This window comes from Promicromonospora sp. NPDC023805 (assembly GCF_040639635.1).
Lineage (GTDB): Bacteria > Actinomycetota > Actinomycetes > Actinomycetales > Cellulomonadaceae > Promicromonospora.
Genome location: NZ_JBFAAH010000001.1, coordinates 137,309 through 160,951, shown reverse-complemented (window position 1 = coordinate 160,951; position 23,643 = coordinate 137,309). Strand labels below are relative to the sequence as shown.

Below are 23,643 nucleotides of genomic sequence, written 5' to 3'. Positions count from 1 at the left end.
GAGAGGGCGCCACGATGACCGCCCTTTCCGCCGGGACGTCCCCGGCGCTCGAGGTACGGGAGGCGCGCCTGTCGGACCCGCTGGTCGAGCCGCTGCTGGCCGGCCTCTCCGTCGAGTACCGGTCCCGGTACCACGACGTGCTGACGGAGGAGCAGCACCGGGCCGAGATGGCACACTACGGCGCCGAGGAGTTCGCCCCGCCCGTAGGCTCCCTGATCCTGCTGCTGCAGGACGGCGTGCCGGTGGCGGGCGGCGCGTTCCGCCGTCGGCTCGAACCGGAGCTCGGGGAGTCCGCACGCCTGGCGCGGGCCGACGCCCGGGACGCGGACGGCGCGCCCGCCGTGCCGACGGCGGAGCTCAAGCGCATCTGGACCGACACGGCACACCGGCGTCGTGGCCTCGCGCGGCGGGTCCTGACCGAGCTGGAGGCACGGGCGCGGCAGCTCGGCTACCCGCGCCTCTACCTGACCACGGGCCCCCGCCAGCCGGAGGCGGCTGCGCTGTACCGGACCGCCGGCTACACGCCGCTCTCGGCGGCCGCGGCCGGCCAGGGCACTGAGCCGTCGGGCACTGCGCCGTTCGAACCGTTCCCCTTCGAAAAGTGGCTGGTGGTGACATGAGCGCCGACCTCGCCGAGGGCGAGTCCCGCCTTCTCTACCCGCCGCCCGGCCTGCCGCCGGGCGGGAGCGGCGCGCCGCCCGCTGGACCGGCCGACGAGGACCTGCGTGTCGTCGCGGCCCGGCACCCGGGCCGCTGGCTCGCGACCGGCGTCGTGGCCGTGCTGCTTGCCATGGTGGTCTCCTCCCTGGTCACGAACGACCGCTGGGAGTGGGACGTCGTTGCGCGCTACCTCACGTGGCCGTCGATCCTGGAGGGTGCCTGGGCAACGGTCCGGCTCACGGTGACGGCGTCGATAGTGGGCTTCGCGCTCGGCACCGTACTGGCGCTCATGCGGCTGTCGCGCTCGCCACTGCTGCAGGGGGTCTCGTGGGCCTATACCTGGGTGTTCCGCTCGGTGCCCCTGCTGCTGCAGCTCCTGCTCTGGTACAACCTCGCCTACCTGTACCCGGTGCTGAGCCTCGGCATCCCGTTCGGGCCGGAGTTCCTGTTCTTCGACACGCTCGACCTGATCGACAAGTTCTGGGCGGCGATCCTCGGCCTGGGCCTGTCGCAGGCGGCGTACAGCGCGGAGATCGTCCGGGCCGGGATCCTCGGCGTCGACCAGGGCCAGCACGAGGCCGCGGCCTCGCTGGGCCTGCCGCGTCACCGCCAGGTGCGGCGCATCATCCTGCCGCAGGCGATGCGCTCGATCGTGCCCACTGCCGTGAACGAGGTGATCGGGCTGCTCAAGGGCACCTCGATCGTCTACGTGCTCGCGTACGGCGAGCTGTTCTACATAGTGAGCGTCATCTACGGCCGCAACGGCCGGGTGGTGCCGCTGCTCATCGTCGCCGCGATCTGGTACCTCGCGCTCACGACGCTCATCACGGTGGTCCAGTACTACGTCGAGCGGCACTACGCGAAGGGCGCGCTGCGCACCCTTCCGCCCACGCCGCTGCAGCGGGCGCGGTGGGAGGCGCAGGTCGGCTGGGCCCGCCTCACCGGCGCTCCGGTGCCCGACGGCGTCCCGCCCGCCTTCGCCGCACGCGTCCGGGTAGGGCGCTGGGTCGCCCCGCGCACGGATCGGGGTACTGCATGAGCGGGGGCCTGCTCGAGATCAGGGGCCTGCACAAGTCGTTCGGCCTGCTCGAGGCGCTGCGCGGGGTGGACCTCACCGTCCGCCCCGGCGAGGTGGCCGCGATCATCGGCCCGTCCGGGTCGGGCAAGTCGACGCTGCTGCGCGCGATCAACCACCTGGAGAAGGTGGACCGGGGGTTCGTCTCCCTGGACGGCGAGCTCATCGGCTACGCCCGGCGCGGCAGCACGCTGCGGGAGCTGACCGAGCGCGAGATCCTGCGCCGCCGTACCCGGATCGGGTTCGTGTTCCAGAACTTCAACCTGTTCCCGCACCTCACCGTGCTGGAGAACGTCGTGGAGGCCCCGATCTACGCACAGGGCCGCCCGCGCGCGGAGGCCGAGGCGGAGGCGCGCGAGCTGCTGGCCCGCGTCGGGCTCGCCGACCGCGCGGACGCCCGGCCCCGGCAGCTCTCTGGCGGCCAGCAGCAGCGCGTGGCCATCGCCCGGGCGCTCGCCCTGCGGCCCGCCGTGGTGCTCTTCGACGAGCCGACCTCCGCGCTCGACCCCGAGCTCGTCGACGAGGTGCTCCAGGTCATCAAGGAGCTCGCGGGCACCGGCACCACGCTCGTCGTCGTCACCCACGAGGTCGCGTTCGCCCGCGAGGTCGCGGACACCGTCGTCTTCATGGACGAGGGCGTCGTGATCGAGCAGGGGCCACCCGAGCAGGTGCTCGACAGACCCGCCAACCCGCGGACCAAGGCCTTCCTGGAGAAGGTCCTGTGACCCCGAACCCTGCCCCGAACCCGAAGGGAACCACCGTGACCGTCACCCGACGAGCCGCCCGGAACCGACTGCTCGCCCTGGCCGCCGTGCCGCTGCTCGCGCTCACCGCGGCCTGCTCGGCCGCCAGCACCGAGCGGCCCGAGGCGGCGGACGGCGCGGCGGGCCTCGCCGAGAACGCGCCCGAGTCGGCCGGCCTGCAGGTCAGCACCGCCGCGGACCAGGAGCGCGTGCGCACCACGGAGTCCGCGGAGGCGGTCGACCTGCTCCCCGCCGAGTGGGCGGACAAGGACGAGATCACCGTCGCCGTGAGCGCGAGCGCCTCCCCGCCGCTCGCCTTCCTCGCCGACGACGACAAGACCCCCATCGGCCACGAGACCGACATCGCACAGCTCGTCGCCGACGCCCTCGGCAAGGACCTGCGGCTGGAGGTGAAGGCCTGGGCCGACTGGCCGCTCGCGCTCCAGTCGGGCGACGTCGACGCCGTCATCTCCAACATCACGGTGACCGAGGAGCGCAAGGAGACCATCGACTTCTCCAGCTACCGCATCGACGAGCTGGGCTGGCTCACGGCCGCCGACTCGGACCTGACCATCGACTCCCGCGAGGACATCGCCGGGCTGACGGTGGGCGTCGGCTCCGGGACCAACCAGGAGAAGATCCTGCTCGAGTGGGACCGCCTGAACCAGGCCGACGGGCTGGAGCCCGTCAAGGGCCCCGACTACTACGAGCAGCTCTCCGACGTGCTGCTGGCCCTCCAGTCCGGACGGCTCGACGCCTACGTGGGCCCCAACGCCTCGCTCGCGTACCAGGCGGCCGTCTCCCCGGACGACTTCAAGGTGGTCGGCACGCTGAACGGCGGCTGGCCGGACACGGCGCAGATCGCCGTTGCCACCAAGAAGGGCGCCGACGCCGCCGAAGCGGTCACCGCAGCTCTCAACCATGCGGTCGAGGACGGCTCCTACCAGCAGGTGCTGGACCGCTGGGGACTGGAGTCCGAGGCAGTGGAGCGCTCAGAGACCAACCCGCCAGGCCTGCCCAAGACCGAGGAATGAGGAGCACCATGAGCAACCAGAGAGTTCCGCTGTCCGTCCTCGACCTGGCCCTCGTCGCCGAGGGCTCCACCGGCGTCCAGGCGATCCAGCGCGCCGTATCGCTCGCGATCGACCTCGACGCGCTCGGCTACCAGCGCGTCTGGTACGCCGAGCACCACCTCGCGCCCGGCGTCGCCTCGGCGGCACCGGCAGTCCTCGCGGCGGCGGTCGCCGCCCGCACCTCGCGTATCAGGGTCGGTTCCGGCGCGGTCCTGCTGTCGACGACGTCGCCGCTGGTCGCCGCCGAGCAGTTCGGCACCATCGCCGCGCTGCACCCTGGTCGGGTCGACCTGGGGCTGGGCAGGGCGTTCACCGTCCCGCCGTCGGGCACGTCGTCGGGCACGGGCGCGCCGGCCGCCCCGGCCCAGCCGCCGCGTCCGCCCGCCCCCGCCGTCCCGCGCCTGGTCGACGGGCTCTACGTGCCGCCCGCACCGCCGAACGGGCTCAACGACCCCGCGCTGCGCGAGCGGCTCCTGGCCCAGCAGGAGGTCATCGGCGCCCACCGGAAGCCCGCCGGGTTCCGGGACGAGGTAGAGCTGGTGCTCGCGCTGCAGCAGGGCACCTACCGCGACCGGACCGGTATCGGCTACGGGAGCCCGCCCGTCGAGGGCGCCGCGTTCGACCTGTGGCTGCTCGCGTCCAGCGGCGGCGAGAGCGCCGTCGTGGCGGGCGAGCTCGGGCTGCCGCTCGCGGCCAACTTCCACGTCAGCCCCGCGACCGTCCTGGACACCGTGGCGGCCTACCGGGCCGCGTTCCGGCCGGGTGTCCTGGCCGAGCCGTACGTCGTGGTCTCGGCCGACGTCCTGGTCGCCCAGACCCTCGAACGGGCGCGTGTGCTCGCCGAGCCGTTCGCCGACTGGGTCCTGTCCATCCGCCGCGGCGAGCGCGGCGCGATGGCCTACCCGTCGCCGTCCGCCGCCACCGCGTGGACCGACCGGCCGGACGCCGAGCGCGCCCTGGTCGCCGACCGCGTCGACACCCGGATCGTGGGCGACCCGGCCACCGTCGTCGAACGCCTCGACACGCTCGCGCGCGTCACGGGCGCCGACGAGCTGCTCGTCACCACCGCCACCCACGACCCCGCCGAGACCCGCCGCTCCTTCGAGCTGCTGGCCGAGGCCTGGGGCATCACCGGCCGGGCCGACGCCGAGCCTGCCGACGCCGAGCGCGCCGACGCGTCCGTCGGCGCGGCCTGACCGGGCGACCCCACAGCACCCCCACCCGAGTTCCCACCCGAGTTCCCGCACTGGATCCCCGCACTGGATCCCCGCAACGAAGGAGCATCACCATGCCCGTCGAGTTCCTCGGCATCGCCACCACCAGCGACGCCTCCGAGACGAACGAGCGCACCACCGCACCCGTCGACCACGACTACCTGGTCCGCATCGCCCGCGCCCACCGGGACAACGGCTGGACCCGGGTCCTGTTCGCCTACGGTTCGTCCGGCCCGGAGCCGGCGGTGCTCGCCGCGCACGTCGCGGCGCACGTGCCGGATCTCGAGCTGCTGCTCGCGCACCGGCCCAACGTCTCCTACCCGACGTACGCGGCCAAGACGTTCGCGACGCTGGACCAGCTCTCGGGCGGGCGGCTGTCCGTGCACTTCATCTCAGGCGGCAACGACCACGAGCAGGGCCGCGAGGGCGACACCCTGACCAAGGACCAGCGGTACGCCCGCACCCGCGAGTACATCCAGATCGTGAAGCGCGCGTGGACCAGCGCCGAGCCGTTCGACCACCACGGCGAGTTCTACGACTTCGACGACTTCGTGCTGGACGCCAAGCCGCACCCCGGCCACGTGCCCACCATCTCGTTCGGCGGTTCGTCCGACGCCGCGTACCCGGTCGGCGCCGCCGAGGCCGACATCTACGCCGTCTGGGGCGAACCCCTGGACCGCACCGCCGAGCAGATCGCCCGCGTGCACGCCGAGGCCGAGGCAGCGGGCCGGGCGGCACCGCCGCGGGTCCATGCGGCGTTCCGGCCGATCATCGCGCCGACCGAGGAGCTCGCCTGGGAGAAGGCACACGACATCCTGGGCCGGATCGAGGCGCGCAAGGCCGCGCAGGGCGGCATCCTGAGCCGGCGGCACCCGATCGACAAGCCCGAGAACGCCGGCTCGCAGCGCCTGCTGGAGATCGCGGCGCAGGGCGAGCGGTTCGACACGGCGCTCTGGACCGCCACCGCGAAGGCGACCGGCGGCGCCGGAAACTCGAACGCGCTGGTCGGCACCCCCGAACAGGTCGCCGAGGCGCTGCTCGCGTACTACGACCTGGGTGTGCGCGTCATCTCGGCGCGCGGTTACGACCTGCTCGACGACGCGATCGACTTCGGCCGGTACGTCATCCCGCTGGTCAAGGGGGGCGTGGCGCAGCGCGACCGTGCTGCCGGGATTGCTGCGGGGGACACTGCCGAGGGCACGGCCGAGAACGCTGCTGAGAGCGCGGCCGCCTGATGCGTTTCCAGGTCCTGGACATCGCGTTCAACCCTCCGCACCCGGTCACCGGCGAGCAGGTCCCGCCCGCCGACCGGCTGAACCGGATAGTCGACACGGCCGTGCTCGCGGAGGAGCTCGGGTTCGACTCGTTCGCGGTGGGGGAGCGGCACGCGGGCCCGGTGCTGTCGTCGGCGCCCACCGTCATCCTCGGGGCGATCGCGGCCCGCACGTCCCGCATCCTGCTGTCGACGGGCGTCACCGTGCTCTCCCTGCACGACCCGATCCGGCTCGCCGAGGACCTGTCGACCGTCGACCAGCTCAGCCGCGGCCGCCTGGAGATCGTCATCGGCAAGGGCAACGAGGACCTGCAGTACCCGCTGCTCGGCCTCGACATCACCAAGCAGTACGAGTACCTGCGCGAGAACTACGAGCTGCTGCGGCTCCTGCTCTCCTCGGAGGACGTCACGTGGGAGGGCAGGCACCGGCACCGGCTGGAGCACGCGACCACCCTGCCGCGGCCCTTTGCCGGCCCGTTCCGCATCTGGCACGGCTCGGCGACGTCGCAGCACGCCGTCGACCTGGCCGCAGAGCACGGCGACCCGATAGTCAGCGCCAACGCGCTCCAGCCCCGCGAGAACTACGGCGTGCTCATCGACCGGTACCGCGAGCAGTACGCGGCTGCCGGACACGACCCGGCCTACGGGTTCGTGGGCGCGGGGTCGGGCGGCCTGTTCCTGGCCGACACCACCGAGGAGGCGGTCGAGCAGTACCGGCCCATCTATGAGGGCCAGGTGCGCCAGCAGGACGCGCGCAAGCACGCACCCGGTGCGGTCGGCAAGGTGACCAGCTTCCGCACGCTGGAGGAGGCGGTGGAACGTGGCCCGGCGCTGGTCGGCTCGCCCGAAGACGTGGTCAACAAGATCCTCGACTACCACTCCTCGTTCGGGCACGTGCTGCAGGCGATCTCCGTGAACCACCTGCTCGCCCCCGCGCACCAGGAGGACGTGCTGCGCCGGTTCGCGGCCGAGGTGATCCCGCAGGTGCGGGCAGAGGTCCGGACGAACCTGTGGGGTCCGCTCGACGAGCGGCGGGCCGCGGGCTTCACCGCCGCGGACACCCGAGAAGGCACCAGAGAAACAGACACGACCACGACGAAGACGGAGGTGACGGTATGACCGCGCACACGGACGGCCTGGTGGTCGTGAGCGGGAACCCGCGGCCCGGCTCCCGGACGCTCGGGCTGGCCGAGGAGGTCGGCCGCCGGATCGCGGACCAGCTGGGCCTGACCGCGACCGACCCGGTAGACCTGGCGCTGCTCGCCCCGGAGGTCCTCACCGGGTCGGCGGCGGTGTCCGCCGCCCGGCACCGGGTGGCGACGGCGCGCGTCGTCGTCGTCGCGACGCCGGTCTACAAGGCGTCCTACACGGGCCTGCTCAAGGCGTTCCTCGACGGTTACGGCCCGGACGCGCTCGCCGACGTCGTCGTCGTGCCCGTCGTGGTCTCCGCGAGCCCCGCGCACGCGCTGGCGGGCGAGGTGCACCTGCGGCCGGTGCTCGTCGAGCTCGGCGCAGTGGTGCCCGCACGGACGTTCGCGGTGACCGAGGGCCAGCTCGCCGACGTCGGGCCGCTGCTCGAGGCCTGGCTCGAGCGCTGGGTCGCGACCCTCGGCAGGGCAGTCCCCGCACCACTGCCGCACAGCGGATAACCGTCGAGCGGATGACTCCCGAGGCGAGACCGAGGCGCCAACGAGGCGAGACTGAGGCGAGACTGAGGCGACACGCCGGGACAATTCGCCCGAGTGTCCGCGATTCCACCGGGTGCCCTCGCGTCAGGCCATGGCAGGATGACGCCATGGCGCTCACGGCACAGGTCAAGGAGGAGCTCGCGCGGGTGAGGGTGGCGAAGACATCCTGCCGCAAGGCAGAGGTCACCGCGACGCTGCGCTTCTCCGGCGGCCTCCACATCATCTCAGGTCGGGTAGTGATCGAGGCGGAGCTCGACACCGAGCATGCCGCGACCCGGCTGCGGCATGCCATCCACGACCTGTACGGGCACACGAGCGAGCTCATCGTCGTCCAGGCGGGCGGCCTGCGGAAGAGCTCGCGGTTCGTGGTGCGCGTGGTGCGCGAGGGGGAGTCGCTCGCCCGGCAGACGGGGCTGCTCGACGCCCGCGGCCGGCCCGTGCGCGGCCTGGCGCCCGAGGTCGTCTCGGCGGGCGTGCAGGAGGCAGAGGCCGTGTGGCGCGGCGCCTTCCTGGCGCACGGCTCGCTGACGGAGCCCGGCCGGTCCATGGCGCTCGAGGTGACCAGCCCCGGACCCGAGGCGGCGCTCGCGCTCGTCGGCGCGGCCCGCCGGCTGGGCGTGGCGGCCAAGTCTCGCGAGGTACGCGGCATCGACCGTGTGGTGATCCGCGACGGCGACTCGATCGGCCGCATGCTGGAGCGCATCGGCGCACCAGAGACCCTCAAGGTCTGGGAAGAGCGTCGCGAGCGCCGCGAGGTACGCGGCACCGCCAACCGCCTGGCCAACTTCGACGACGCGAACCTGCGCCGCTCCGCGCGGGCCGCCGTCGCGGCGGGTGCGCGGGTCCAGCGGGCGTTCGAGATCCTGGGCGACGAGCTGCCGGAGCACCTGCGCCAGGCCGGTGAGCTGCGGCTCGCGCACAAGCAGGCGTCGCTCGAGGAGCTGGGCCGGCTGGCCGAGCCGCAGCTGTCCAAGGACGCTGTGGCGGGCCGGATCCGGCGTCTGCTGTCGACCGCGGACAAGCGTGCGCTCGAGCTGGGTATCCCCGACACCGAGGCCGGGCTGCCCGCTGACCTGCTCGACCTCTGAGACAGGGCGGCTGGGCCCGACCGCTGGGCCGGACCCTGCGCTGTACCTCTGGTACTTGACCGCCCGATCCGTCTTGTGAGATCGAACAGAACCCTGAGTTCCACACTGTCTGGGCTCGGGTCACGGTTCGGCCGGGTTCGGGTATAGGCTCGAAATCGTCAGGTGACGACGCCGTGACCATCGCGTTTCCCGTTCGGGTCGTCGCGGGGTCGCGGCGCCCGGATCACCCTGCAACGCACGCTCCGTCGGGCATCGACGGCAGTGGCGACAGATACAAGGAAACGTGTGCGCCGGGACGGCCGGCGCCCCCTGAGGAGGGCATTGTGACCATCCGCGTCGGCATCAACGGCTTCGGCCGTATCGGCAGGAACTTCTACCGGGCTCTCGTCGAGTCGGGTGCAGACATCGAGGTTGTCGGGGTCAACGACCTGACCGACAACAAGACGCTCGCGCACCTGCTCAAGTACGACACGACCCTGGGCCGCTTCGGCAAGTCTGTCGACTTCGACGACGAGAACATCATCGTGGACGGCAAGAAGATCCGCGCCCTCGCCGAGCGCAACCCCGCGGACCTCCCCTGGGGCGAGCTCGGTGCGGACATCGTCATCGAGTCCACGGGCTTCTTCACGGACGCGACCAAGGCGAAGGCGCACATCGACGCCGGCGCCAAGAAGGTCATCATCTCGGCCCCGGCCAAGAACGAGGACGCCACCTTCGTCATGGGCGTCAACAACGAGCTGTACGACCCGGCCGCGCACCACATCATCTCGAACGCGTCGTGCACCACGAACTGCCTCGCCCCGCTGGCGAAGGCGCTGAACGACTCGATCGGCATCGAGCGTGGCCTCATGACCACGATCCACGCCTACACGGGTGACCAGAACCTGCAGGACGGCCCGCACAGCGACCTGCGTCGCGCCCGTGCGGCCGCGCAGAACATCGTCCCCACGACGACGGGTGCGGCCAAGGCCGTCGCCCTGGTGCTGCCGGAGCTCAAGGGCAAGCTGGACGGCTACGCCCTGCGCGTGCCGGTCATCACCGGCTCGGCCACGGACCTGACCTTCGAGGCCTCGCGCGAGGTCACGATCGACGAGGTCAACGCCGCCGTCAAGGCTGCCGCAGAGGGCCCGCTCAAGGGTGTCCTGGAGTACGTCGAGGACGAGATCGTCTCCTCGGACATCGTGACCAACCCGCACCAGAGCATCTACGACTCGAAGCTCACCAAGGTGATCGGCAACCAGGTCAAGGTCGTCGCCTGGTACGACAACGAGTGGGGCTACTCGAACAGCCTCGTCAACCTCACCGTGTTCGTCGGCGAGAAGCTCTGACGGCTTCTCTCCCAGCGTGAACCCCGACGTCCGCGTGCGCATCGGCCAGCCGGCGCGCACGCGGACGTCGTCATGTGCCGGAACCCGACTGGCGACGCCCTGCATGCCGGTCCCTCGATCTGGAGTGCTCCTATGAAGACCATCGACTCCCTCGGCGACCTGCGCGGCAAGCGCGTCCTGGTTCGCTCAGACTTCAACGTCCCGCTCGACGGGACGACCATCACGGACGACGGCCGTATCCGCGCCGCCCTGCCGACGCTGAAGCGGCTGACCGACGCCGGCGCACGCGTCGTCGTGCTGGCCCACCTCGGCCGCCCCAAGGGCACGCCGGACCCCCAGTACTCCCTCGCGCCCGTCGCCGCCCGACTGGGCGAGCTGCTGGGCCAGGACGTCCCGCTCGCCGAGGACCTCGTGGGTCCGTCGGCGAAGGCCACGGTCGACGCCCTGGCCGACGGCCAGGTGGCCCTGCTGGAGAACGTCCGCTTCGACGCCCGCGAGACCTCCAAGGTCGACGCCGAGCGTGCCGAGCTCGCCGGCGAGCTGGCGCAGCTCGCGGACGCGTTCGTCTCCGACGGCTTCGGTGTCGTGCACCGCAAGCAGGCGTCGGTGTACGACGTCGCGCAGGTGCTGCCCGCCGCGGCCGGTGACCTCGTGCTGAACGAGGTCCAGTCGCTGTCGAAGGCGACCGGCGACCCCGAGCGCCCCTACGCCGTCGTCCTCGGCGGGTCCAAGGTGTCGGACAAGCTTGGCGTCATCGCGAACCTGCTGACCAAGGCGGACCGCCTGCTCATCGGCGGCGGCATGGTCTTCACCTTCCTGGCGGCCAAGGGCCTGTCGGTGGGCAACAGCCTGCTGGAGGACGACCAGATCGACGCCGTCAAGGGGTACATCGAGACCGCGGAGAAGAACGGCGTCGAGATCGTGCTGCCCGTCGACATCGTCGCGGCGGACTCGTTCGCCGCCGACGCGCCGCACCAGGTCGTCTCCGCCGACGCCATCCCTGACGGCACCATGGGCCTCGACATCGGCCCGGAGTCGGGCAAGCTGTTCGCCGCGAAGCTCGCCGACGCGAAGACCATCGCGTGGAACGGCCCCATGGGCGTCTTCGAGTTCGAGGCGTTCGCCGCGGGCACCACCGCGGTGGCGCAGGGCATCATCGACGCGACGTCCGACGGCGCGTTCTCCATCGTCGGCGGCGGCGACTCGGCAGCTGCCGTGCGCGCGCTCGGCTTCGACGAGGCCGGCTTCAGCCACATCTCGACCGGCGGCGGCGCGAGCCTCGAGCTGCTGGAGGGCAAGGAGCTCCCGGGCCTCACGGTCCTCGCCGACTGACGCGCCGACCGACGCGCCGACCGACGCGTCGTCCGACCTGCCGTACCCAAGAACTCAGAACGAAGGAAGAAAACACGTGGCTACCACCCGCACGCCGCTGATGGCGGGCAACTGGAAGATGAACCTGGACCACCAGCAGGCGATCAGCACGGTCCAGAAGCTCTCCTGGTCCCTGAAGGACGCCAAGCACGACTACAACGCGGTGGAGGTGGCGGTGCTGCCGCCGTTCACCGACCTGCGGTCGGTGCAGACGCTCGTGGACGGCGACAAGCTCGAGCTCGTCTACGGCGCCCAGGACATCTCCAAGCACGAGTCGGGCGCGTTCACCGGTGAGATCTCCGGCGCGATGCTCGCGAAGCTTGGCTGCACCTACGTGGCGATCGGGCACTCCGAGCGCCGCGAGCACCACGATGAGTCCGACGACCTGATCAACGCGAAGGTGCGCGTGGCGTTCGCGCACGGCCTGACGCCGATCCTGTGCGTCGGCGAGGGCCTGGACATCCGCAAGGCGGGCGACCAGGTCTCGTACACGCTCGCGCAGGTCGAGGCCGCCCTCATCGACGTGCCGGCCGAGCAGATCGCGAAGATCGTCATCGCCTACGAGCCCGTGTGGGCCATCGGCACGGGCGAGGTCGCCACGCCGGAGGACGCGCAGGAGGTCTGCGGCGCGATCCGCCGCGTGCTCGGCGAGCTGTGCGACGCCGACATCGCCGCCGGCGTCCGCGTGCTCTATGGCGGCTCGGTGAAGTCGGGCAACGTCGCGCAGATCATGGCGCAGCCCGACGTCGACGGAGCCCTCGTGGGCGGGGCGAGCCTCGACCCGGAGGAGTTCGCACGGATCGCCCGCTACCAGTCCCACGTCACCGCCTGAGACGACTCTGCTGGTCGAGCCTGACCCCTGCTGGTCGAGCCCGACCGCCGCTGGTCGAGCCTGTCGAGACCTCGTCTCGACAGGCTCGACCCGCAACCGCGCCGCACACCAGCGCCAGAGCGAATGACACGTGCCGTTCCGAGACACTCCCGCAACTTCGCTGATGTACTCTCGCTCGGGCGTGATGTTGCTGGTGTGACTCCTGCTCAGGGCCCTACGCGGTCCTGAACAGGGGGTTCGCACTGTGAGGTGCGTCTCGCTTACTCTTGACCGATCCGCCGCCGGGAAACGCCCCGGCACCACCTACAACCGAGGACGTGAACCCGTGGACGCGCTCCGCATCATCCTGGAAGTCCTGCTGGTCCTGACCAGCGGCTTTCTCACCATGCTCATCCTGCTCCACAAGGGCAAGGGTGGCGGACTGTCCGACATGTTCGGTGGCGGTATCTCGATGGGCGCCGGTTCCTCCGGTGTCGCCGAGCGGAACCTCAATCGCATCACCATCGCCTTCGCCCTCGTGTGGGCAGTGGTGATCGTCCTGCTCGGGCTCATCCAGAAGGTCAGCTGAACCGGTCGCCCAGCGCCTAGCAGCTGACGGCCACACACAGAGGAGACGACAGACGTGGCATCAGGTGGTCATGCGATTCGGGGGAGCCGGGTAGGCGCCGGTCCTCTCGGGGAGACGGAGCGGGGCGATACTGCGCCACGTATCCGAGTTTCTTACTGGTGTGCCAACGGGCACGAGACGGCACCGAGCTTCTCGGTGGGCGAGGACGTAGAGGCCCCCGCCCAGTGGGACTGCCCGCGTTGTGGATTTCCCGCGGGGATGGACCCGGTCAACCCGCCGTCGCCCGTGCGGAACGAGCCGTACAAGACGCACCTCGCCTACGTGAAGGAGCGCCGGTCCGAAGAGGACGGCGCCGCCCTCCTGGAGGAGGCGCTGGAGGCACTGCGGACCCGCCGTGGCGGCCGCGTAGCGCGCTAAGAGTTTTCAAGTCGGCGAACGAGAGCCGCGAAGCAACTGGGCGGGACACCTGATCAGGTGTCCCGCCCAGTTCTGCTTCGCCAGCTCTACTTCGCCGCGCCGGACGCTTCCGCGTCCAGGAGCCACAGCGTGCGGGCCTGACCGACGGCGCCCGCCGCCGGCACCTCGGTCACCGGGCCGTCGGCCAGCGCGGCGGCCACCTGCTCCGCCTTCTCGGCCCCCGCCGCGACGATCCACACCTCGCGGGCGGACCGGATCGCGTCGAACGTGAGCGAGACCCGCTCCGGCGGCGGCTTGGGCGAGGCGTGCACGCCCGTCGTCGTCCCCTGCGCGGCCAGAACCTCGTGGCCGGGGAACAGGGAGGCGACGTGCCCGTCGGGACCCATACCGAGCAGCAGGACGTCGAACGCGGGGACCGCGGCGGCCCCTTCGCTCTGCTCGCCCGCGTGTTCCCGCAAGAGCTCGGCGTACGCCGCCGCGCCCTCCTCGGGCGTCGCCACCGACGTCGGCCCCGGCATGGGGTGGACGTTGGTGGCGGGGAGCCCGTGCCCGGCGACCAGGCCGTCGAGCAGGGCCTCCCGCGCCTGTGTCTCGTTACGGTCCGGGTCGCCGTCCGGCAGGAACCGCTCGTCGCCCCACCAGAGGTGGACACCCGACCAGTCGACGGCAGGCACGAGCGGGCTCGCGGCGACCGCCGCGAGCGTCGCGATGCCTACCGAACCGCCAGTGAGCACGACGTGCACGGGGGAGCGGACCGACTGCACGTCGAGCACCCGCGTGAGCAGCCGAGCCGCCGCGGCCTGTGCGAGCACCGCCTTGTCCGGGTGGACGACGACGAGCCGCACCCCCGGCGCCTGCCTGGACGTCGCCATGGACGTCGATGCTGACATCAGGCCGCCGTCCGCGTGGTGACCTGCTTGAGGCCACGGATGAGGGTCTCCTCGAAGATCTCGTCCGGGTCGAGCCGGCGCAGCTCCTCGATGAGGGCCTCGTTGAGCGCCCGGATCGGCAGCGCGATCCGCCGCGCGGGCTTGCCCGGCTGCGTGATCGTGACGGTGCGGCCGTCCGGCCTGTCCAGCACGATCGGCCCGCTCCTGCGCTCCAGGGTCACGCGCGTGATCGCGTCGTCGCTGCTGGTGCGCACCACCTCGGCCGGGCAGTTCAGCCGGGTCCCGAGCCAGGCGGCGAGCAGGTCGAGCGACGTGTGCCGCTTCTGCCCCTCGACCGTCACGGAGAGCACGGGCTCGAACGGCGGCTGCTCCACGGCGGCCGCGATGAGCGCCCGCCACAGCGTGACCCGCGCCCAGGCGAGGTCGGTGTCGCCGGGTGCGTACGTCCCGGCGAGCGACTCGAGCAGCCCCGAGGGATCCTCCGCGGTGGTGCTGTCGATGATCCGGCGGGCCGCCATGGCGCCCACCGGGTCCTGCGACGGCACCGCGGGCGCCTCACGGGGCCACCAGGCCACGATCGGCGCGTCGGGCAGCAGCAGCGGCATCACGAGGGTGTCGGTCCGCTCCAGGAGCGGGCCGAAGGCGTGCAGGACCACCACCTCGGAGGCGCCCGCGTCACCGCCCACCCGGATCTGGGCGTCGAGCCGGGCGTCGGAACCGGGCTTCGCCGGCGCGACGACGATGACCCGGCACGGGTGCTCCCGGCTCGCGTCGTTCGCGGCCTCCACCGACTCCTCGACGTCCTGCTCGTCGGCCAGCACCACGAGGGTGAGCACGCGGCCGAGGGCCACCGCGCCGCCCTCGTCGCGCAGGCGGACCAGCCGCTTGTTGATCAGGTTGGTCGTGGTATCCGGCATGTCGATGATCATCTAGGGCCTCCTCCAGGTCCTGCCGTCGCGCTCCATCATGGCGTCGGCCGACGGCGGGCCCCAGGTGCCCGACGCGTACGGCTCGGGCTTGCCCTTGCGCGCCCAGTACGACGTGATCGGGTCGAGGATCTTCCAGGAGAGCTCGACCTCCTCGCGCGTCGGGAAGAGCGGCGGGTCGCCGAGCAGCACGTCGAGGATGAGCCGCTCGTAGGCCTCGGGCGAGGACTCGGTGAACGAGTGCCCGTACCCGAAGTCCATGGTCACGTCGCGCACCTGCATGGCCGTGCCCGGCACCTTGGCGCCGAACCGCATGGTGACGCCCTCGTCGGGCTGCACGCGGATGACCAGGGCGTTGTTGCCGAGCTCGGACGTCAGGGACGACTCGAACGGCAGGTGCGGCGCCTTCTTGAACACCACTGCCACCTCGGTGACGCGGCGGCCCAGGCGCTTGCCGTGCCGCAGGTAGAACGGGACGCCCGCCCAGCGGCGGTTGTCGACGTCGACCCGGACGGCCGCGAAGGTCTCCGTGGCGGAGTCCTTCGCGATGCCGTCCTCCTCGAGGAAGCCCGGCACCTGGTCGCCACCCTGCCAGCCGGCCGCGTACTGGCCGCGGGCGGTGTGCTTGCCGAGGTCACGCGGCAGGCGCACGGAGGAGAGCACCTTGATCTTCTCGGCACGCAGCTCGGCGGCGTCGAAGTTGACGGGCTCCTCCATGGCCACCAGGGCCAGGAGCTGGATCAGGTGGTTCTGGATGACGTCGCGCGCGGCGCCGATCCCGTCGTAGTACCCCGCGCGGCCACCGATGCCGATGTCCTCGGCCATGGTGATCTGTACGTGGTCCACGTAGTTCGAGTTCCAGATGGGCTCGAACATCGTGTTCGCGAAGCGCAGCGCCAGCAGGTTCTGGACGGTCTCCTTGCCCAGGTAGTGGTCGATGCGGAACACCGACTCCGGGTCGAAGACCTTCGAGACGACGGCGTCAAGCTCCTTGGCGCTGGCCAGGTCGTGCCCGAACGGCTTCTCGATGACCACCCGGCGCCACGCGTCCACGCCGTCGCCGTCTGCGTCGTTGTCGGGGTGCGACAGCCCATGCTTCGAGAGCTGCTCGCAGACCACGGGGAACGCCGAGGGCGGGACCGACAGGTAGAACGCGTGGTTGCCGCCCGTGCCGCGCTCCCTGTCGAGCGTCTCGACGGTCTCGCGAAGACGCTCGAACGCGGCGTCGTCGTCGAAGGAGCCCTGCACGAACCGGATGCCCTCGGCCAGCTGGCGCCACGTCGCCTCCCGGAACGGGGTGCGGGCGTGCTCCTTCACGGCGTCGTGCACCACCTGCGCGAAGTCCTGGTCCTCCCAGTCACGCCGGGCGAAGCCCGTCAGGGCGAAGCCCGGCGGCAGGAGGCCACGGTTGGCGAGGTCGTAGACGGCGGGCATGAGCTTCTTGCGCGCCAGGTCACCCGTCACGCCGAAGATCACGAGGCCGCTCGGCCCCGCGATGCGCGGCAGCCGCAGGTCGAGGGGGTCGCGCAGGGGGTTGATCCCCTGCGCGATCTTCGCCGGCCTCACCGGTCGCCGGCCCCTGCACCGGCGAGCCCGGTCTTGGTGGTCGTCAGGAGCTCGTCCCAGCTGACCTCGAACTTCGTCACGCCCTCGTCCTCCAGCTGTGCGGTTACCTCGTCGATGGAGATGCCCTGCGCCTCGATCGCCGCGATGACCGCGGCGGCCTGCTCGGCCGAACCGGTGACGGTGTCGGCGAGCACGATGCCGTGGTCGGCGAACGCGTCGAGCGTCTTCTCGGGCATGGTGTTGACCACGCCCGCCACGACGAGCTCGTCCACGTACATCGTGTCGCGGTAGCTCGGGTCCTTCACGCCGGTCGACGCCCACAGCGGACGCTGCGGCTGGGCGCCGGCGGCCTTGAGCGCCGCCCAGCGCCCTGTGCTGTCAGCGGAGAAGACGTCTTCATATGCCGCGAAGGCCAGCCGGGCGTTCGCGATGGCGGCCTGGCCGCGCAGCGCGAGCGCCTCGTCCGTGCCGATCGCGTTCAGGCGCTTGTCGATCTCGGCGTCCACGCGGGACACGAAGAACGACGCGACCGAGCCGATGACGGACAGGTCGTGGCCTGCCTCCTTGGCCTGCTCGAGACCGGCCAGGAACGCGTCCATCACTGCCCGGTACCGCTCGATCGAGAAGATCAGCGTCACGTTGACGCTGATCCCCTTGGCCAGGGTGGACGTGATCGCGGGCAGACCCTCGACCGTGGCCGGGATCTTGATCATCACGTTCGGCCGGTCGACGGTCTCCCACAGCCGGACGGCGGTGGCCTCCGTCGCCTTCGTGTCGCGGGCCAGCCGCGGGTCCACCTCGATGGACACGCGGCCGTCCACGGCACCGGTGGCGTCGTAGACCGGACGCAGCAGGTCTGCCGCGTCGCGGACGTCGTCGGTGGTGATGCGCTCCACCGCCGCCTCGACGTCACCGTTGTTCGGCGGCCCGGCCAGCTCGGCCAGGATGCCGTCGTACGCGTCGCCCTGCGCGAGGGCGGCGGCGAAGATCGTCGGGTTGGTCGTGACCCCGACGACGTTCTTGGTGCCGATGAGCTCGGCGAGGTTGCCGGTCCGCAGGCGCTCACGGGACAGGTCGTCCAGCCAGATGGCGACACCTGCCTCGGACAGCCGCTGGGTGGGACTGACGTTATCGCCTGTGCTGTCTGTGGTGCTGTCGGTCATCATGCCCTTCCTCTCGTGCCCCTGTGATTCGTGTCGTGTGATCGGGTCGTGGCTCAGGAAGCCGCGGCGATCGACTCCTTGGCGGCCAGGGCGACAGCCTCCGCCGTGATGCCGTACTCGGCGTAGAGCTTCTTGTAGTCCGCCGAGGCGCCGTAGTGCTCGAGCGAGACGATGCGGCCGGCGTCGCCGACCACCTCGCGCCAGCCCTGCGCCACGCCTGCCTCGACGGAGACACGTGCCTTCACACCGGACGGGATGACCGACTCGCGGTAGGAGTCGTCCTGCTTGTCGAACCACTCGCGCGAGGGCATGGAGACGACGCGGGCCTGCACGCCGTCGGCGGCGAGGATCGCGCGCGCCTCGACGGCGAGCTGCACCTCGGAGCCGGTGCCCACGAGGACGACGTCGGGCGTGCCGTCGGTGTCCAGGAGGGTGTAGCCGCCCTTGAGGGTGCCCTCGGCCGAGCCGAAGCCCTCGGTGCCGCGCGGGTACGTGGGCACGTTCTGGCGGGTCAGCACGATGCCTGCCGGGTTGTCCCGGTTCTCCAGGATGCCGCGCCAGGCCCAGGCGGTCTCGTTCGCGTCAGCGGGGCGGACGACGTCGAGGTTCGGGATGGCCCGCAGCGCCGCGAGGTGCTCGACCGGCTGGTGGGTCGGGCCGTCCTCGCCGAGGCCGATCGAGTCGTGCGTCCAGACGAACGTGGTGGGGATGCCCATCAGCGCCGCCAGGCGGACCGAGGCACGCATGTAGTCGGCGAACTGCAGGAACGTCCCGCCGTACGGGCGGGTCAGGCCGTGCAGCACTATGCCGTTGAGGATCGAGCCCATGCCGTGCTCGCGGATGCCGAAGTGCAGCGTGCGGCCGTACGGGTCGCCGGGGAACTTCTTGGTCGCGTGCTCGGCGGGCACGAAGGACGACGCACCGTCCATCGTCGTGTTGTTGGAGCCGGCCAGGTCGGCGGAGCCGCCCCACAGCTCGGGCAGCACGTCCGCCAGGGCGGAGAGCACCTTGCCCGACGCCGCACGGGTCGCGACGCCCTTCTCGCTCGCCTCGAACTCGGGCAGCGAGGCCGTCCAGCCCTCGGGCAGCTCGTGGGCGCGCAGACGCGCCAGCAGGGCCGCCTGCTCCGGGTTGGCTTCCTTCCAGGCGGCGAAGGAGGACTCCCACGCCTCGCGCTGGGTGGCCTGGCGCTGCGCGACGGAGCGCGTGTAGGACAGGACCTCGGCGTCGATGGCGAACGTCGCCTCGGGTTCGAGCCCGAGCACGGACTTGAGGCCCTTGACCTCGTCGGCGCCCATGGCGGAGCCGTGGATGCCACCCGTGTTCTGCTTGGTGGGCGCGGGCCAGCCGATGATCGTGCGCAGCGCGATGATCGAGGGCTTGCCGGTCTCCGCCTTGGCGGCGTCGAGCGCGGCGGCCAGCGTGTCGGTGTCCTCCGCGTAACCCTCGCCACCCGAGGTCCAGTCGACGCGCTGGGTGTGCCAGCCGTAGGCCTCGTAGCGCTTGAGGACGTCCTCGGTGAACGCGATGTCGGTGTCGTCCTCGATCGAGATCTTGTTGTCGTCCCAGATCAGGATCAGGTTGCCGAGCTGCTGGTGGCCCGCGAGCGACGAGGCCTCCGAGGTCACGCCCTCCTGCAGGTCGCCGTCGGACGCGATGACGTACACGTGGTGGTCGAACGGCGACTCACCAGGTGCGGCGGCGGGGTCGAGCAGGCCGCGCTCGCGGCGGGAGGCCATCGCCATGCCGACGGCGGACGCGAGGCCCTGGCCCAGCGGGCCGGTCGTGATCTCGACACCGGCGGTGTGGCGGTACTCCGGGTGGCCGGGGGTCTTGGAGCCCCAGGTGCGCAGCGCGGCGATGTCGTCCATCTCGAGGCCGTAGCCGGCGAGGAAGAGCTGGAGGTAGATCGTCAGCGACGAGTGGCCGGCGCTCAGCACGAACCGGTCGCGGCCCAGCCAGTCGGGGTCGGACGGGTCGTGGCGCATGGCCTTCTGGAAGAGGAGGTAGGCGGCCGGTGCGAGCGAGATCGCGGTTCCGGGATGTCCGTTGCCCACCTTCTCGACGGCGTCCGCAGCCAGTGCCTTGATGGCCTTGACCGCTCGCTCGTCGAGCTCCGACCACTCCAAGGGCTTCAGCACGGGGTCGAAAGCGTTCACGAGTCCTCTTTCTCTCCGCCGCCGACCCTGACCCTGCCCGGAGAGCGGACGGGCCGGAGAGCCGCGCAGCGTGCGTGCGGCGGCGGCGGAATGCCGGCCGCCCTTCGTTCGATTGCGAAATCAACCCTATACGCGCACCCCAGCACCCGCGCAGGCCTGTCCACAGTGGGGATGGTCACCGCGCTCGGACAAATCTCACACGGCGTCACGGGAATGCGGTGCGCGGCCACGTCAGGCCGCGACGTACGATGGGCGGGCACCCGTGAGGCGACGCTGCCGGCAGCACTGCCATCAGCACAGTCACAGCACCGCCACCAGGTGCGTTATCGATCTCCAGACTCCGAACGGAACTGCGACGCGCGTGAGAACGAGCCACACGACGACCGGCCAGACCGCGCGTCCCCAGACATCCGGCACCGAGCAGCCCGCCACGGAGCAGTCCGGCACCGAGCAGCCCGGAATCGAGCAGCCCGGAATCGAGCAGCCCGCCTCCGACGTCGGGCAGCGTCCCGGAGGATGGTTCCTGAGCCGGGCCGGCGCGTACGTGGCGCTGACCAAGCCGCGCGTCATCGAGCTGCTGCTCGTGACGACCGTGCCGACCATGATCCTGGCGAACGACGGCATGCCGAGCTTCTGGCTGATCCTCACCACCCTCATCGGGGGCGCCGGCGCCGCCGGGAGCGCCAACGCGTTCAACATGTGGTGGGACCGGGACATCGACCAGGTGATGAACCGGACGAAGAAGCGTCCGATGGCCACCGGGGAGATCACGCCGCGCGCGGGTCTGGTGTTCGCCTCGATCCTCGGCCTGCTGTCGCTGACGTGGTTCGCGCTGGTCATCAACTGGGCGGCGATGTGGCTCACGCTGGCCGCGATCGCCATCTACGTCGTCGGCTACACGATGATCCTCAAGCGCCGCACCCCGCAGAACATCGTGTGGGGCGGCATCGCGGGCTGCATGCCCGTCTTCATCGGCTGGGCGTCGGTGACCGGCGAGCTGAGCTGGGCGGCGCTGGCGCTGTTCGGCATCATCTTCTTCTGGACGCCGCCGCACTACTGGCCGCTGTCGATCAAGTTCAAGAAGGACTACGCGAACGCGAACGTCCCGATGCTGCCGGTCGTCAGCGACGACAAGCGCGTGGCCGCCGAGATGGTGGGCTACACGCTCGCGATGATCGCCTGCTCGCTGCTGCTGACGCCGCTCGCGGGCATGTCGTGGGTGTACACCGCGGTGGCCGCGGCGCTCGGCGCGTGGTTCCTCTGGGCGACCATCGCGATGCTGCGCCGCGCGCAGGGCAAGGCGAGCGGCAAGCTGGGCGCCATGAAGGTGTTCCACGCGTCGATCACGTACCTGTCGCTGCTCTTCGTGGCCGTCGCGGTGGACGTCTTCCTGCCGTTCTGACGCTGCTTCGTCGAGACGTTCGTCAAGGCGTTTGTCAAGACGGTCTTCTGTTCATATTGTTCGCGCCCATGTAGTGGTTCGTGATTCGGCCCGTGTCGGTGTCCGCGCCTAGGCTGAGGGTGTGACCGAGACCCCAGCCGACCGAACCACCGCCCTCGCCGATCAGTCTGCCCAGCAGTCTCCCCGCCAGTCTGAGAGCTACTCCGCGGGCCTGCCGACGTCGTCCTCCGCCGTTCCCGAGGTGGACCTGGCTCCCCGCCGGGCAGCCCGCGAGAAGTCCCGCGTGGCCCCCGACTACGCGCGTGCCTGGCTCCTGCTGTCCGCGATGCGGACCGAGCTCTTCGACAAGGCGCAGCTCTCCCGGGCGGACCAGGTGATCCTCGACTGCGAGGACGCCATCGACGACTCGTTGAAGGACGAGGCGCGCGAGAACGTCATCCGGTGGATCAAGAACGGTGGCAGCGCCTGGGTCCGGATCAACGACCGCCAGGCGTCGTCGTGGGCCGACGACGTCGCGCACCTGCGGGGCCTCAAGGGCCTCAACGGCGTCATGCTCGCCAAGACGGAGAGCGCCGACGACGTCATCGACACCGCGCAGCGCCTCGGCGGCGACGTGCCGGTCATCCCGCTCGTCGAGTCGGCCCTCGGCATCGAGGAGGCCGTCAACATCGCCAGGGCCCGCGGCGCCTTCCGCCTCGCGTTCGGCTCCGGCGACTACCGCCGCGACACCGGCACCGCCAACGAGCCCATGGCCATGGCGTACCCGCGTACGCGCCTCGTGGTCGCCAGCCGCATCGGCGGCCTGCCCGGCCCCGTCGACGGCCCAACGGTCGGCTCGTCGCACGCGCTGCTCCGCGAGCAGTCCGCCGACGCCGTCATCCTCGGCATGACCGGCAAGCTCTGCCTGGACTTCGAGCAGCCGGCAGTCATCAACGAGTCCTTCGCGCCGACGTCGTCGGACGTGGCCTGGGCCGTCGACTTCTTCGCCGAGTTCGAGGCAGCGGGCTCCGTCATCCGCGACGGCAGCGACAAGCCGCGCCTCGCCCGCGCACAGGTGATCCGCTCGCGCGCCGAGCTGTTCGGGATCAACCCCTCCTGACGCGGGAGCAACCTCGCACACCGGTCACCCGGCGTGGCCTGCCCGAACGGCAGGCCACGCTCGGCATGATGGGGCGGTGTCAACCGCCCAGGCCCACCTGCAGACCCTCCGTGAGCCCGCACCGGGCCCGGACGTCAGCGCCCGGCTCGACCGCGCCCTGCAGGACTACCTCGCGCACCTGAGCGTGGAGCGCGGCCTCTCGACCAACACCGTCGCCGCCTACCGCCGCGACCTCGTGCGCTACCGGGCGTTCCTTGCGACGTCCGCCCGGTCCGGCCTCGGCGACGTCACGGAGTCCGACGTCACCAGCTTCGTCGAGGCGGTGCGCCAGGGGGCCGACGGCGGACGCCCGCTGTCGGCGTCGTCCACCGCGCGCGCCCTGGCTGCCGTGCGGGGCTGGCACCGGTTCGCGCAGGCCGAGGGTATGGCGGTGGACGACCCGTCCGCCGAGGTGCGCGCACCCACCCAGCTGCGCCGGCTGCCGCACGCGCTGTCCGTCGACGACGTCGCCGCCCTGCTCGACGCGGCGGGCACGGGCGAGGGTCCGCTGCCCCTGCGCGACCGGGCGCTGCTCGAGCTGCTGTACGCGACGGGCGCCCGGATCTCCGAGATCGTGGGGCTCGACGTCGACGGCGTCAGCGACAGGACCGCCGTCCGGCTGCTCGGCAAGGGCGCGAAGGAGCGTGCGGTGCCCGTCGGCTCGTTCGCGCGGGACGCGCTCGAGGGCTACCTGGTCCGGTCGCGGCCGGCGCTGTCCGCCGCGGGCCGGGGCACGCCAGCCCTGTTCCTCAATACACGCGGCGCCCGGATGTCGCGGCAGACCGCATGGGCCGCGCTGCAGGCCGCCGCGGCTCGCGCGGGCCTCAAGGAGCACGTCTCGCCGCACACGCTGCGGCACTCGTTCGCCACCCACCTCCTGTCGGGCGGGGCAGACGTGCGGGTGGTCCAGGAGCTGCTGGGGCACGCGTCCGTCACGACCACCCAGATCTACACGATGGTCACCCCGGACGCGCTGCGCGAGGTCTACGCGGCCGCGCACCCCCGGGCCCGGTAGCGGGCCCGAAGGACGCCACGCCGAGGCTTTCGCGGAGCGGCGCCCACACTCTGG

Annotated in this window: 22 protein-coding genes; 17 read left to right on the top strand and 5 right to left on the bottom strand. The window is 71.5% G+C overall.

Translation table 11 applies throughout. The features are described from left to right. The first annotated feature begins 14 nt into the window (after nucleotides 1-14). From AB0F70_RS00800 to AB0F70_RS00735, 14 genes are all read left to right on the top strand, one after another. Complete coding sequence (locus tag AB0F70_RS00800; protein ID WP_357442480.1) at nucleotides 15-620, top strand: GNAT family N-acetyltransferase; 606 nt, start codon at nucleotides 15-17, stop codon at nucleotides 618-620. Then, nucleotides 617-1,699 carry an amino acid ABC transporter permease gene (locus tag AB0F70_RS00795; RefSeq protein WP_357442478.1) on the top strand — a complete coding sequence of 361 codons (1,083 nt, stop codon included), beginning with the start codon at nucleotides 617-619 and terminating at the stop codon, nucleotides 1,697-1,699. The genes AB0F70_RS00800 and AB0F70_RS00795 overlap by 4 nt, the downstream gene beginning before the upstream one ends. Then, nucleotides 1,696-2,460 carry an amino acid ABC transporter ATP-binding protein gene (locus AB0F70_RS00790; RefSeq protein WP_357442476.1) on the top strand — a complete coding sequence of 255 codons (765 nt, stop codon included), beginning with the start codon at nucleotides 1,696-1,698 and terminating at the stop codon, nucleotides 2,458-2,460. Before AB0F70_RS00795 ends, AB0F70_RS00790 begins: the two co-directional genes overlap by 4 nt. Next, the gene (locus AB0F70_RS00785) at nucleotides 2,457-3,512 is read left to right on the top strand and encodes an ABC transporter substrate-binding protein (RefSeq protein ID WP_357442474.1); all 1,056 of its coding nucleotides are present in this window, start codon (nucleotides 2,457-2,459) and stop codon (nucleotides 3,510-3,512) included. The genes AB0F70_RS00790 and AB0F70_RS00785 overlap by 4 nt, the downstream gene beginning before the upstream one ends. An 8-nt stretch (nucleotides 3,513-3,520) precedes the next feature. Further along, entirely contained in the window at nucleotides 3,521-4,747 is a 1,227-nt protein-coding gene (locus tag AB0F70_RS00780; RefSeq protein ID WP_357442472.1) for an LLM class flavin-dependent oxidoreductase, read from the top strand. Between the two features lie 92 nt (nucleotides 4,748-4,839). Next, entirely contained in the window at nucleotides 4,840-6,000 is a 1,161-nt protein-coding gene (locus AB0F70_RS00775; protein WP_357442470.1) for an LLM class flavin-dependent oxidoreductase, read from the top strand. Beyond that, nucleotides 6,000-7,157: an LLM class flavin-dependent oxidoreductase gene (locus AB0F70_RS00770; protein ID WP_357442469.1), complete on the top strand. Its 1,158-nt coding sequence runs from the start codon at nucleotides 6,000-6,002 to the stop codon at nucleotides 7,155-7,157. Before AB0F70_RS00775 ends, AB0F70_RS00770 begins: the two co-directional genes overlap by 1 nt. Next, the gene (locus tag AB0F70_RS00765) at nucleotides 7,154-7,687 is read left to right on the top strand and encodes an NAD(P)H-dependent oxidoreductase (RefSeq protein WP_357442467.1); all 534 of its coding nucleotides are present in this window, start codon (nucleotides 7,154-7,156) and stop codon (nucleotides 7,685-7,687) included. The genes AB0F70_RS00770 and AB0F70_RS00765 overlap by 4 nt, the downstream gene beginning before the upstream one ends. Nucleotides 7,688-7,833: 146 nt before the next feature. Next, the gene (whiA, locus tag AB0F70_RS00760; RefSeq protein ID WP_357442465.1) at nucleotides 7,834-8,814 is read left to right on the top strand and encodes a DNA-binding protein WhiA; all 981 of its coding nucleotides are present in this window, start codon (nucleotides 7,834-7,836) and stop codon (nucleotides 8,812-8,814) included. A gap of 323 nt (nucleotides 8,815-9,137) precedes the next feature. Beyond that, nucleotides 9,138-10,142: a type I glyceraldehyde-3-phosphate dehydrogenase gene (gene gap / locus AB0F70_RS00755; protein WP_357442463.1), complete on the top strand. Its 1,005-nt coding sequence runs from the start codon at nucleotides 9,138-9,140 to the stop codon at nucleotides 10,140-10,142. Nucleotides 10,143-10,274: 132 nt separating this feature from the next. After that, nucleotides 10,275-11,474 (top strand): phosphoglycerate kinase, encoded by a 1,200-nt coding sequence (locus AB0F70_RS00750; protein ID WP_357442461.1) that lies wholly within the window; start codon nucleotides 10,275-10,277, stop codon nucleotides 11,472-11,474. A gap of 100 nt (nucleotides 11,475-11,574) precedes the next feature. Then, on the top strand, nucleotides 11,575-12,345 hold the full coding sequence (gene tpiA, locus AB0F70_RS00745; protein ID WP_357443553.1) for a triose-phosphate isomerase: 771 nt from the start codon (nucleotides 11,575-11,577) through the stop codon (nucleotides 12,343-12,345). A gap of 325 nt (nucleotides 12,346-12,670) precedes the next feature. Further along, nucleotides 12,671-12,913: a preprotein translocase subunit SecG gene (secG, locus tag AB0F70_RS00740; RefSeq protein ID WP_020014806.1), complete on the top strand. Its 243-nt coding sequence runs from the start codon at nucleotides 12,671-12,673 to the stop codon at nucleotides 12,911-12,913. A 54-nt stretch (nucleotides 12,914-12,967) separates the two neighbouring features. Beyond that, complete coding sequence (locus tag AB0F70_RS00735; protein ID WP_116675600.1) at nucleotides 12,968-13,330, top strand: RNA polymerase-binding protein RbpA; 363 nt, start codon at nucleotides 12,968-12,970, stop codon at nucleotides 13,328-13,330. 86 nt (nucleotides 13,331-13,416) lie between these two features. On the opposite strand, the gene pgl is transcribed toward AB0F70_RS00735, so the two are convergent. From pgl to tkt, 5 genes are read right to left on the bottom strand one after another with little or no spacing between them, the layout of a single operon-like run. Further along, nucleotides 13,417-14,202, bottom strand: coding sequence for a 6-phosphogluconolactonase (pgl, locus tag AB0F70_RS00730; RefSeq protein ID WP_357442458.1), 786 nt, complete (start codon nucleotides 14,200-14,202; stop codon nucleotides 13,417-13,419). 17 nt (nucleotides 14,203-14,219) lie between these two features. Continuing rightward, entirely contained in the window at nucleotides 14,220-15,149 is a 930-nt protein-coding gene (gene opcA / locus AB0F70_RS00725; RefSeq protein WP_357442456.1) for a glucose-6-phosphate dehydrogenase assembly protein OpcA, read from the bottom strand. Beyond that, nucleotides 15,150-16,712, bottom strand: a complete 1,563-nt coding sequence (zwf, locus tag AB0F70_RS00720) for a glucose-6-phosphate dehydrogenase (RefSeq protein ID WP_357442455.1) — start codon at nucleotides 16,710-16,712, stop codon at nucleotides 15,150-15,152. Next, nucleotides 16,709-17,875, bottom strand: a complete 1,167-nt coding sequence (gene tal, locus AB0F70_RS00715) for a transaldolase (protein WP_357442453.1) — start codon at nucleotides 17,873-17,875, stop codon at nucleotides 16,709-16,711. Before tal ends, zwf begins: the two co-directional genes overlap by 4 nt. A 53-nt stretch (nucleotides 17,876-17,928) precedes the next feature. After that, nucleotides 17,929-20,034, bottom strand: coding sequence for a transketolase (tkt, locus tag AB0F70_RS00710; RefSeq protein ID WP_357442451.1), 2,106 nt, complete (start codon nucleotides 20,032-20,034; stop codon nucleotides 17,929-17,931). A gap of 475 nt (nucleotides 20,035-20,509) precedes the next feature. Here tkt and AB0F70_RS00705 point away from each other — a divergent pair, with 475 nt between their 5' ends. The 3 genes from AB0F70_RS00705 to xerD all read left to right on the top strand — a co-directional run bounded on the left by AB0F70_RS00705 (nucleotide 20,510) and on the right by xerD (nucleotide 23,589). Further along, nucleotides 20,510-21,436: a heme o synthase gene (locus AB0F70_RS00705; RefSeq protein WP_357443551.1), complete on the top strand. Its 927-nt coding sequence runs from the start codon at nucleotides 20,510-20,512 to the stop codon at nucleotides 21,434-21,436. Nucleotides 21,437-21,677: 241 nt separating this feature from the next. Then, a complete protein-coding gene (locus AB0F70_RS00700; RefSeq protein WP_357443549.1) occupies nucleotides 21,678-22,535 on the top strand; it encodes a CoA ester lyase in 858 nt (285 codons plus the stop codon). Nucleotides 22,536-22,632: 97 nt separating this feature from the next. Next, on the top strand, nucleotides 22,633-23,589 hold the full coding sequence (gene xerD, locus AB0F70_RS00695; protein ID WP_357443547.1) for a site-specific tyrosine recombinase XerD: 957 nt from the start codon (nucleotides 22,633-22,635) through the stop codon (nucleotides 23,587-23,589). Nucleotides 23,590-23,643: the final 54 nt, after the last annotated feature.

Bases quoted from the DNA above. Each gene is read 5' to 3' on its own strand.
- tal (WP_357442453.1), bottom strand. From the start codon at position 17,875: ATGACCGACAGCACCACAGACAGCACAGGCGATAACGTCAGTCCCACC.
- AB0F70_RS00795 (WP_357442478.1), top strand. From the start codon at position 617: ATGAGCGCCGACCTCGCCGAGGGCGAGTCCCGCCTTCTCTACCCGCCG.
- AB0F70_RS00780 (WP_357442472.1), top strand. From the start codon at position 3,521: ATGAGCAACCAGAGAGTTCCGCTGTCCGTCCTCGACCTGGCCCTCGTC.
- AB0F70_RS00750 (WP_357442461.1), top strand. From the start codon at position 10,275: ATGAAGACCATCGACTCCCTCGGCGACCTGCGCGGCAAGCGCGTCCTG.
- AB0F70_RS00770 (WP_357442469.1), top strand. From the start codon at position 6,000: ATGCGTTTCCAGGTCCTGGACATCGCGTTCAACCCTCCGCACCCGGTC.
- AB0F70_RS00800 (WP_357442480.1), top strand. From the start codon at position 15: ATGACCGCCCTTTCCGCCGGGACGTCCCCGGCGCTCGAGGTACGGGAG.
- AB0F70_RS00790 (WP_357442476.1), top strand. From the start codon at position 1,696: ATGAGCGGGGGCCTGCTCGAGATCAGGGGCCTGCACAAGTCGTTCGGC.
- AB0F70_RS00775 (WP_357442470.1), top strand. From the start codon at position 4,840: ATGCCCGTCGAGTTCCTCGGCATCGCCACCACCAGCGACGCCTCCGAG.
- whiA (WP_357442465.1), top strand. From the start codon at position 7,834: ATGGCGCTCACGGCACAGGTCAAGGAGGAGCTCGCGCGGGTGAGGGTG.
- AB0F70_RS00765 (WP_357442467.1), top strand. From the start codon at position 7,154: ATGACCGCGCACACGGACGGCCTGGTGGTCGTGAGCGGGAACCCGCGG.
- pgl (WP_357442458.1), bottom strand. From the start codon at position 14,202: ATGGCGACGTCCAGGCAGGCGCCGGGGGTGCGGCTCGTCGTCGTCCAC.
- opcA (WP_357442456.1), bottom strand. From the start codon at position 15,149: ATGATCATCGACATGCCGGATACCACGACCAACCTGATCAACAAGCGG.
- tpiA (WP_357443553.1), top strand. From the start codon at position 11,575: ATGGCGGGCAACTGGAAGATGAACCTGGACCACCAGCAGGCGATCAGC.